The 10,113-nt window shown below is 43.3% G+C and carries 7 protein-coding genes and 3 tRNA genes; 3 read left to right on the forward strand and 7 right to left on the reverse strand.

What is annotated here, in order from left to right:
* Position 1: 1 nt before the first annotated feature.
* The 6 genes from AC4IFO_RS22305 to nagB form a co-directional block, all read right to left on the reverse strand.
* Positions 2-76: transfer RNA gene (locus AC4IFO_RS22305), tRNA-Gln, on the reverse strand.
* A 31-nt stretch (positions 77-107) separates the two neighbouring features.
* Positions 108-192: transfer RNA gene (locus AC4IFO_RS22310), tRNA-Leu, on the reverse strand.
* 7 nt (positions 193-199) lie between these two features.
* Positions 200-276 (reverse strand) — tRNA-Met (locus AC4IFO_RS22315).
* 391 nt (positions 277-667) lie between these two features.
* Positions 668-1,891, reverse strand: a complete 1,224-nt coding sequence (gene nagC, locus AC4IFO_RS22320) for a DNA-binding transcriptional regulator NagC (RefSeq protein ID WP_219244317.1) — start codon at positions 1,889-1,891, stop codon at positions 668-670.
* A 3-nt stretch (positions 1,892-1,894) separates the two neighbouring features.
* Positions 1,895-3,064, reverse strand: a complete 1,170-nt coding sequence (gene nagA / locus AC4IFO_RS22325; RefSeq protein ID WP_490737697.1) for an N-acetylglucosamine-6-phosphate deacetylase — start codon at positions 3,062-3,064, stop codon at positions 1,895-1,897.
* A 76-nt stretch (positions 3,065-3,140) separates the two neighbouring features.
* The gene (nagB, locus tag AC4IFO_RS22330) at positions 3,141-3,944 is read right to left on the reverse strand and encodes a glucosamine-6-phosphate deaminase (protein WP_490737699.1); all 804 of its coding nucleotides are present in this window, start codon (positions 3,942-3,944) and stop codon (positions 3,141-3,143) included.
* A 417-nt stretch (positions 3,945-4,361) separates the two neighbouring features.
* On the opposite strand from nagB, the gene nagE reads away from it, so the two are divergent.
* Positions 4,362-6,389 carry an N-acetylglucosamine-specific PTS transporter subunit IIBC gene (gene nagE / locus AC4IFO_RS22335; RefSeq protein ID WP_490737701.1) on the forward strand — a complete coding sequence of 676 codons (2,028 nt, stop codon included), beginning with the start codon at positions 4,362-4,364 and terminating at the stop codon, positions 6,387-6,389.
* 67 nt (positions 6,390-6,456) lie between these two features.
* Here nagE and AC4IFO_RS22340 read toward each other — a convergent pair whose 3' ends face one another.
* A complete protein-coding gene (locus AC4IFO_RS22340) occupies positions 6,457-6,951 on the reverse strand; it encodes a DUF2569 domain-containing protein (RefSeq protein WP_490737703.1) in 495 nt (164 codons plus the stop codon).
* Positions 6,952-7,171: 220 nt separating this feature from the next.
* On the opposite strand from AC4IFO_RS22340, the gene AC4IFO_RS22345 reads away from it, so the two are divergent.
* Positions 7,172-7,987, forward strand: a complete 816-nt coding sequence (locus AC4IFO_RS22345; protein ID WP_490737705.1) for a sulfite exporter TauE/SafE family protein — start codon at positions 7,172-7,174, stop codon at positions 7,985-7,987.
* 159 nt (positions 7,988-8,146) lie between these two features.
* A complete protein-coding gene (gene glnS, locus AC4IFO_RS22350; protein ID WP_490737707.1) occupies positions 8,147-9,814 on the forward strand; it encodes a glutamine--tRNA ligase in 1,668 nt (555 codons plus the stop codon).
* Positions 9,815-10,113 lie beyond the last annotated feature (299 nt).

Below are 10,113 nucleotides of genomic sequence, written 5' to 3' on the forward strand. Positions count from 1 at the left end.
ATGGCTGGGGTACCAGGATTCGAACCTGGGGATGCCAGGATCAAAACCTGGTGCCTTACCGCTTGGCGATACCCCAATCTTAAATTCAATACTACCGAGAAGGAAAATGGTGCGGGAGACAAGACTTGAACTTGCACACCTTGCGGCGCCAGAACCTAAATCTGGTGCGTCTACCAATTTCGCCACTCCCGCAAATAAATGGTGGCTATGACGGGATTCGAACCTGTGACCCCAACATTATGAGTGTTGTGCTCTAACCAGCTGAGCTACATAGCCATCTTTTTTTTGCTTAACCTTCATCGGCGTTGCGGGGCGCATTATGCTAATTACAGACCCTACAGTCAACAGCTTTTTGCACTATTTTTCAGAAAATGCGTCTGTTTGTTTGTTGAATAATCATTTTGTCGATAAAGCCAGCAAAAAACAACCCTTGATTTGAAATAAATCTGATTTTGACTGTTAGTCTGTTCAAAAAATAATAGGGAGAAATAACCATATTTTGCGAAATTTGATTTTAAATGAAGCAGAGATTATTTGAGAAAATACACATAGATTTTAAATTGTACAATGCCATGGTGAAGGGCCAGCATATTTTTTGATATTGGGTCTCTCAAAGCAAAAAAGCAGGCCTAAACCTGCTTTTATTCATTCATTGAAGAGAGGAAAATTAATTATCAAACAACTTTTGCAGTAATTCACCATTAAGCATTGCTCGCTTAGTTAAAGCGAATGCGCCAATCGCCGAATTATGGACTAATTGGGAGGTAACAATCGGTAAGTTCTCACGAAAGCCTTTGAGTGCTTGAGTATCAATACAGCTTTGGATAGCGGGCAGTAAAATTTGCTCAGCTTCTGTAATGTCCCCTGCAATCACCACTTTTTCTGGGTTGAACAAGTTAATGGTAATCGCAACGGCTTTACCAATTTGTCGGCCAACGTGTTGAATAACCTCAGTGGCTAGGGGGTCATTTTTATTTGCAGCTTGGCAAATAGAGGAAATCGTGCAAGTTTCCGCGGTTAGCGTGCTGGAATAACCTTGTTCTAAGCGCTGTTTAACGCGTGCTTCAATGGCTTGGTTAGAGGCAATGGTTTCTAAACAACCAAAATTACCGCAGTGGCAAAGTTCACCAAGGGGGTCGACTTGAATGTGGCCAATTTCCCCTAAATTACCGCGATGGTTGAGCAAAATCTCTTTATTGATCACAAGGCCTGCTCCAGCACCTCTGTGAATGCGTACTAATAAAGAGTCTTCACAATCCCGCGTAGCACCAAAATAGCTCTCAGCAAGCGCAAGGCTGCGAATATCGTGCCCAACATAACAGGTGATATTGAAATGTGCTTGCAAGTTATCAATCAGGTGCCAGTTGTCCACTTTGATATGGGGCATATAGAAAATAATGCCGCGATTTGGATTGACCAAGCCAGGGAGAATTATTGAGATAGCGATCAGTTCTTTGATGCGACGGTGATTTTGCTCGATAAAATCTTCGAGGGCGGCAATCAATTTTTGCTCGACAGCTTCTTGGGAAGGCTCAGAGATAGGGTAGTGGCCATCCACAATCATTTTTCCGCCTAAGTCGTACAATGCGATAGTGGCATCATAGCGGCCTAAACGGACACCAATGGTGTGGAAGTTTTTGTGTTCAGAAACAATGGAGATAGCGCGACGGCCCCCAGTGGAGGCCTGCTGGTCAACTTCTTTAATTAAACCGCGTTCGAGTAGCTGGCGAGTGATCTTCGTGACACTGGCTGGGGCAAGCTGGCTTTGCTCCGCTATTTGAATTCTTGATATCGGACCTTGTTGGTCTATCAAGCTATAGACGACAGCACTATTGAGTTGTTTGACGAGGTCAATATTACCAATTTGCTTTAGCGAGTGGCTTTGATTCATTAGCTAGTTACTCATTTTGTAGACTTCCTTTCCGTTTACGTAAGTCGCGAGAATAGTGAAGTCGTGGTTAAATGCGGTCAAATTCGCAATTTTACCCGGAGCAATTGACCCTAAAGTTTCATCAACTCCGATGGCTCTTGCTGGATAGAGCGTTGCCATTCTAAGTGTTTCATCCAATGCGATACCGACATGTTCTACGCTGTTTCTGACTGCTTCAATCATCGTCAGTGACGAACCGCTGAGTGTGCCATTTTCATCAACACATAATCCATCACGATAGTATATGGTTTTACCTGCGAAGATAAAATGATCCATTTCACCAGTTTGAGGATCAATTCCTGCGGGTGCTGTTGCATCCGTCACTAAAATTAATTTATCACCTTTCAGGTGCTTACTGTTTCGAATGTTAGCCCATTGAACATGCAGGCCGTCGGCAATAATGCCAGCATACACTTCTGGTGTATCATAAATGGCGCCAACTAAACCTGGACCGCGGCCTGAAATGTATGGCATCGCATTGAAAAGGTGAGTTGAGAAACGGATACCGGCTTTAAAGCCAAGTTTCGCTTCTTCATAGGTCGCATTTGAATGCCCCGCTGAAATCACAATACCCGCTGCTTTTAATTGGCGAATATAATCGAGGTCGACCATTTCAGGCGCTAAGGTGATTTTTGTGATGGCATCGGCGTGGGAGGCCAAATAATCAATCATTTGAGCGGAAGGCTGGCGAATAAATTCAGGGTTATGAGTCCCTTTTTTGATCACATTAATATAAGGACCTTCTAAATGTAGGCCAAGGGCTTGGTTTTTGTGATCTTTTAAATATTCAGTCATGACGTCAATGCCATGTTTCATCAGATCATCAGAGCAAGTGATCAGCGTTGGTAGGTAGCTAGTGCAACCTGTGCGCTCATTGGCTTTTTGCATGATGTCCAAATTTTTCAACGTGACATTTTCTTTATTGTCATTGAATTGAACACCACCGCAGCCGTTAACTTGCAGATCAATAAAACCAGCAGAGAGAATTGCGCCTTGCAAATCGTGTTGTGGAATATTTGCAGGCAGTTCAGAGACAGGGCAAACCTCTTTGATGATTTCACCATCAACGATGACAGCATGGTTATCCAGTCTTTCATGACCTGTATAAATAATGCAATGAGTTAGTGCATACATGGTTTTAAACTCCTGACCTCTGGAAAAATGGGTCACCGACTAGCCGTCGCCAGTCGGGTGATTGATAAATATAATCTTAGTTAAACTTCTCAATAATTTCAGATTCTAGTTGTTTGAAATATTTGAGGGTTTTGACTTTTAATTCGAGTGTTGCAGGTTCATCACACACAATCAGTGCTTTCGGGTGCATTTGCACGCAGCTCACTGTCCACATATGGTTGATGGAACCTTCTACCGCAGCGTGAACTGCATTCGCTTTATTTGCGCCAGTCGCTAACACCATTAATTCTTCTGCGTCCATGAGTGTGGCAACCCCTACCGTTAACGCAAATTTTGGCACTTGGTTGATATCATTATCAAAGAAGCGTGAGTTTGCTTGGCGTGTTTCTGGCGTTAACGTCTTAATACGGGTACGAGAATTCAGTGATGAACCTGGTTCATTGAAAGCGATATGGCCATCATTCCCTACGCCGCCCATGAACAAATTGATTTTGCCGTAAGATTTAATTTTATCTTCATAACGTTGGCATTCCGCATCAACATCAGGGGCATTACCATTGAGTAAGTTGATGTTTTCAGCTTGAATATCAACATGGTTGAAGAAATTATCATGCATGAATGTATGGTAGCTTTGTGGATGATTAGCTGGGATGCCAATGTATTCATCCATATTAAACGTCACGACATGTTTAAAGCTCACTTTACCAGCTTGATATAAAGCAATCAGTGCTTTATAGGTTGCAAGTGGGGTACCACCTGTTGGTAAACCGAGAACGAACGGGCGTTCAGCCGTTGGGTTGAATGCGTTGATTTTATCGGCGATATATTGCGCGGACCACGTGCCGACATCATGCGCATTGTTTAATGGGATTAGCCTCATGTTTCAATTACCTCTAATAAGTCTGTGAAATCTTTCATATATATGTGTATCCCTGATGTTATGCATTAGATATAGGAATACTCGTTATACTACAAATTTATTACGCGTTGGTGTTGGTATACAGTGCCGTTTAAATGGTTAGCTCCGCATTTTAAACGCGCTGAGAATATACAGGTTAATGGCCTAAATAAGTTATTTTTAATCATAAAATAAGTTTTCAATAATAGCTACTAATTTAGTCAGATCATGAACTCTTTCGTTGACATTTATCACAAATCGCACCTATTTATTTTGCATCGCGAAACAATTAATTTAGACTATGAAATTGATACTCTCAATAACCTAAATTATGATTTAGGTGTGTGAACAAGAAGATCCCGTAAATGGGGCAAAAATAGGGCGATAAAGGGGGAGTTTGTGAATATTCTTAGCTACTTACAGCGGATTGGTAGGGCACTTATGGTGCCAGTTGCTGTACTACCAGCCGCAGCAATCCTAATGGGGATTGGCTATTGGATTGACCCAGATGGTTGGGGCGCTAATAGTGCAATCGCGGCGTTACTGATTAAATCCGGTGCGGCTATTATTGATAATATGTCCGTGCTATTTGCAATTGGTGTTGCGTATGGGATGTCTAAAGATAAGGATGGTGCTGCGGCACTGACCGGTTTTGTCGGCTTCTTAGTGGTGACAACACTGTGTTCTCCGGCATCTTATTCCATGATTATGAATGTTCCTCTGGAAACTGTTCCAGCGGCATTCGGTAAAATTAATAACCAGTTCGTGGGTATCTTAGTTGGGGTACTGTCTGCTGAATTATACAACCGCTACAGTGGTGTTGAATTGCCAAAAGCGTTGTCATTCTTTAGTGGCCGTCGCCTTGTTCCGATTTTAACCTCATTCTTGATGATCATCTTAGCCTTCGTACTGATGTACGTCTGGCCAGTAGTGTATAACGGTTTAGTGTCTTTCGGTGAAAGCATTAAAGATTTAGGCTCTGTCGGTGCGGGTATCTACGCATTCTTTAACCGCTTGTTAATTCCTGTTGGCTTGCACCATGCACTGAACTCGGTGTTCTGGTTTGACGTTGCGGGCATCAATGATATTCCAAACTTCCTTGGTGGGGCTAAATCTATTGAAGCAGGCCTAGCAACGGTTGGTATCACCGGTCGTTACCAAGCTGGTTTCTTCCCAATTATGATGTTTGGTCTACCGGGTGCAGCACTGGCTATTTACCACTGTGCACGCCCTGAAAACAAAGCCAAAGTGGCGGGTATCATGATTGCGGGTGCATTTGCTGCATTCTTCACTGGTATCACTGAACCGCTTGAATTCTCATTCATGTTCGTAGCACCAATCCTGTATGTTATCCACGCACTGTTGACGGGTATTTCTGTGTATATCGCCGCAACAATGGAGTGGATTTCAGGCTTCGGCTTCAGCGCAGGTTTAGTGGATATGCTGCTGCAATCACGTAACCCATTAGCTGTTCAATGGTATATGCTGATTGTTCAAGGCTTAGTCTTCTTCTGCATTTACTACGTGATCTTCCGCTTCATGATCCGCAAATTCAACCTGTTAACCCCAGGTCGTGAAGAAAGCGCGGGCGATGAAACCATTGATGGTTACGATGAAAGCCTTAGCCCTGCCAATACCACGGATAGCGATATCCAAAAAGAAGCACGCCAATATGTTTCTGCGGTAGGCGGTAGCGATAATATTGTCAGTATCGATGCATGTATCACGCGTTTACGTTTAACAGTCAAAGACACCGCAATTGTTAACGACGCGATGACAAAACGTCTTGGTGCTTCTGGTGTGATTCGCCTGAACAAACAAAACGTGCAAGTGATAGTAGGAACCCGTGCTGAATTGGTTGCTAAAGCAATGACGGAAGTGATTGCGAAAGGGCCGATTGCGGGGACTGCGCCAGTTGCAGCTGCGGAAGATAAAAAAGTAGCAGAGCCAGCAAAAGCAAAAGGCAATGCGATTTTATCCCTCGTAGCACCTGTTAGCGGACAAGTCTATTCCCTTGACGATGTACCAGATGAAGCGTTCTCTAGCCGCATTGTGGGCGATGGTATTGCCATCAAACCAACCAGCAATGAAGTGCTAGCCCCTGCATCGGGTACCGTGGTGAAAATTTTCGAAACTAACCATGCATTCTGCCTTGAAACTGAAAATGGTGTAGAGCTCATTGTTCATATGGGTATCGATACCGTTGCGCTGAAAGGCGAAGGTTGTGCGCGTTTAGTGGAAGAAGGTGCAGAAGTCACTGCGGGTACACCAATCTTGAAATTAGACTTAGATTTCCTTGAAGCCAATGCTAAATCGATGATCAGCCCAGTTATCATCAGTAATATCGATGATTTCGCAGGTGTCGAGATTTTAGTTGATGGTGAAGTGAAAGCAGGCGAAACCGTTATTTATAATGTACTGAAATAATGCATTAAGCCTGATTTAAGTTTGTGATGATGCCAGCCGATAAAAAGGCTGGCATTTTTTATGGTAGTTATCGAGTAAAAACTTGCGAGATACGGTCGGATTTAATGAAATAACCAATCCACAGCGCGGCACTGAATGTGCTCATGAGTATTTGCTGGTAATCTGTATTGGTTAATTTAGCGCCATAAATTATGGCGATAAAAACGGTAAAATACAGCGTTACGATGAGCGCAAAAATGTAGTAGGAAATCATCACCCATTTAGTCGCTTTTTTCTTATTAAAGAAAAACCAACAAGCGACGAGTGTGATAATGATATAGACAAGTTGTAGCACAATAGCGCCAAGGTAAAATGCAGGAACACCCTGCGTATTTTCGGCATAATAGGTGACAACTTGGACTAATTGGTATGCTCCAAAGATAGACAAAAATGCGGTAATAATTAGCCCTAAAGCTGGCAGATAAAGTACGCCATTAATTTTATGGACTTCCAACTGTTCGCATTCATGACACCAACCAGACTCTTTATTCGCTTCGCGCTCATTACAGTTAATACATTTCATTGGCTTACCCAGCTGTGAATTTTTAGATTTAACTATTATCGGGATATTTTTTGAATAAATGAATTCTTAGTGGCACATTTATTTCACTTAGTTGGTTTAGTCATGTAGGAAATAAGTTAACAATGTTGGCGAAATCTCAAAGCAGGTTGTCGAATCTGCATAAGCAAGGTGGCTTACGCATCGATAAGATATTTTCTCAATGATTGATGAGGAATTTTCTGTGGAACTGCTTCTTTGCTTATTTGGTTTTATTTCGGGGATCACAACCGCGTTATTTGGTTTTGGTGGCGGGTTTATTACTGTACCGCTGCTGTATGCCTTGATTACCTTAGTCTGGGGGCCGCAAAGCGATGCAAGTGCAGTGGCGATGCAAATTGCGGTGGCAACCTCCACGTGTGTGATGATTTTTTCATCAACCCTATCGAGTCGCGCTCACTATTTAAAAGGCAATTTGAGCTGGCCAATTATCAAGCCGTTTATTATTCCTATTTCAATTGGCGGAATACTGGGGGCTATTGTTGCGTTATCAGTAGATAGCGGGTTGATCCGCTGGATATTTATTGCCTATTTAATTATCACGATATTGGATTGCTTTATTCGCCCCGGTTTTATGCAAACGGGGTCGGAAGGGATTAAGGCTTCTCGTGGGGGCATTTTTGCGGATACTCCGATTGGTGTGGTAATAGGTGCGGTGGCAGCATTTTTAGGGGTAGGGGGCAGTGTGATGACTGTTCCACTGATGCGACGCCGCGGTGCCAGTATGATCCAAGCGGCGGCGTTTGCTAACCCATTAACGCTACCGATGGCAATCACAGGGACATTAACTTACTTTTATTTTGCTATTGATAAGCACGTTGACCTCGGCGCGGGTTTTCTTGGCATGATTTACCTCAAAGGCGCGTTGATTCTGATTGCAGCTTCTTGGTTGGGGATCCGTTTTGCTTCATTATTAATGCCTTATCTTAGCGATAAGCGGCATGCACAAAGCTACCCATTGCTGTTGTTAGTGGTGTTAACTGTGATGTTATTGACTTAGAAAGGGTAGACAAATGCCTATTTTTTGTTGTGTTCGCCTCTTTGGTATAGCTTTTATTGGCTAAGTACAATCAAACGGTTGTTTCCTGACGGATTATGGTAGAATATATCTGGTTACTAACCGCTTTTAGCGCGCTTTTGGCATTGAGGAATGATGACAATGAATGAGGCAGATGCTCGCCCAACAAATTTTATCCGTCAGATCATAGATGAAGATCTGGCGAGCGGAAAACACACGTCGGTCCATACCCGTTTTCCACCAGAACCGAATGGCTATTTACACATCGGCCACGCGAAATCAATCTGCTTGAACTTTGGCATTGCAAAGGACTATCAGGGACAGTGCAATTTACGTTTTGACGACACCAACCCGGTTAAAGAAGACGTCGAATACGTTAACTCAATCCAAGAAGACGTCAAATGGTTGGGTTTTGAGTGGACGGGCAATGTTCGCTACTCTTCTGATTACTTTGATACCTTATATCAATATGCGATAGAGCTGATTAAAAAAGGCTTAGCCTACGTTGATGAGTTAAGTGCGGACGAAATTCGTGAATACCGCGGCACATTAAAAGAGCCGGGTAAAAATAGCCCATATCGTGAGCGCCTAATCGAAGACAACCTCACATTATTTGAAAAAATGCGTGATGGTGGTTTTGAAGAAGGTAAAGCGTGCTTACGTGCGAAAATCGACATGGCATCACCATTTATGGTTATGCGTGATCCGGTTTTATATCGTATTAAATTTGCAGAGCATCACCAGTCTGGCAATAAGTGGTGCATTTACCCAATGTATGACTTCACGCATTGTATTTCTGATGCGCTAGAAGGGATCACGCACTCTTTATGTACGTTGGAATTCCAAGATAACCGTCGTTTATATGACTGGGTGTTGGATAACATCACGATTGATTGCCATCCGCGTCAGTACGAGTTTTCTCGTCTGAATCTGGAATACACCGTGATGTCTAAGCGTAAGCTGAACCAATTAGTGACAGAAAAACACGTTAACGGTTGGGATGACCCACGTATGTTAACCATTTCTGGCTTACGTCGTCGTGGTTATACCGCAGCATCTATCCGTGAATTCTGCCAACGTATTGGTGTGACAAAGCAAGATAATAACGTTGAAATGGCATCATTAGAGTCGTGCATTCGTGATGACCTGAACGTATCAGCACCGCGCGCTATGGCAGTGATTGACCCAGTGCGTGTGGTGATTGAAAACATGCCAGCGGGCGAAGAAATCTTAACAGCGCCAAACCACCCAAATAACCCTGAGATGGGCACGCGTAAAGTACCGTTTAGCAATGAAATTTATATTGACCGCGCGGATTTCCGTGAAGAAGCAAACCGTCAATTTAAACGTTTAGTGTTAGGTAAAGAAGTGCGCTTACGCAATGCGTATATCATCAAAGCTGAACGTGTGGAAAAAGATGCTGATGGCAACATCACAACCATTTTCTGTACGTATGATGCAGGTACACTGAACAAAGACCCAGCCGATGGCCGTAAAGTGAAAGGCGTTATTCACTGGGTGAGCGTACAGCATGCACTGCCAGCAGAAATTCGCCTGTATGACCGTCTGTTTACTGTGCCAAATCCGGGCGCAGAAGATGATTTCTTATCGGTGATTAACCCAGAATCGTTAGTTGTTCGCCAAGGCTTTGTTGAGCCAAGCTTGAAAGATGCGGTTGCAGAGAAAGCGTATCAGTTTGAGCGTGAAGGGTATTTCTGTGCGGATAATAAGTTAAGCACTCCTGATCATTTGGTGTTTAATAGGACTGTGGGGTTGCGAGATACTTGGGCGAAAATCGAAAACGCTTAATTTGATGTCCCCGTCATACTTTGCACCACAGGGGTGTTGGCTTCATTAAGTTACCCGAGTCACATACTTATGTATGCTCACGGGATAACTTAATTTGCCGCCTACCTGTGGCACAAATTATTTAGGGGACGTGCGGAGTGAAGCCTCTCGTGAGCTGCTACAAATGGCTGCTCAGGAAAACTAAAAAGCCGACAGTTAAATGTCGGCTTTTTTTATGGGAGTTGACCCGTCCTGAATAAGGTTGACACTTTTTCAATTTAAAATTGGAGAGTGCAATGAAACCAATCACTAAACGAACT

The organism is Providencia sp. UF-224 (genome assembly GCF_058245955.1).

Bases quoted from the DNA above. Each gene is read 5' to 3' on its own strand.
- nagC (WP_219244317.1), bottom strand. From the start codon at position 1,891: ATGAATCAAAGCCACTCGCTAAAGCAAATTGGTAATATTGACCTCGTC.
- nagA (WP_490737697.1), bottom strand. From the start codon at position 3,064: ATGTATGCACTAACTCATTGCATTATTTATACAGGTCATGAAAGACTG.
- nagB (WP_490737699.1), bottom strand. From the start codon at position 3,944: ATGAGGCTAATCCCATTAAACAATGCGCATGATGTCGGCACGTGGTCC.
- AC4IFO_RS22340 (WP_490737703.1), bottom strand. From the start codon at position 6,951: ATGAAATGTATTAACTGTAATGAGCGCGAAGCGAATAAAGAGTCTGGT.
- glnS (WP_490737707.1), top strand. From the start codon at position 8,147: ATGAATGAGGCAGATGCTCGCCCAACAAATTTTATCCGTCAGATCATA.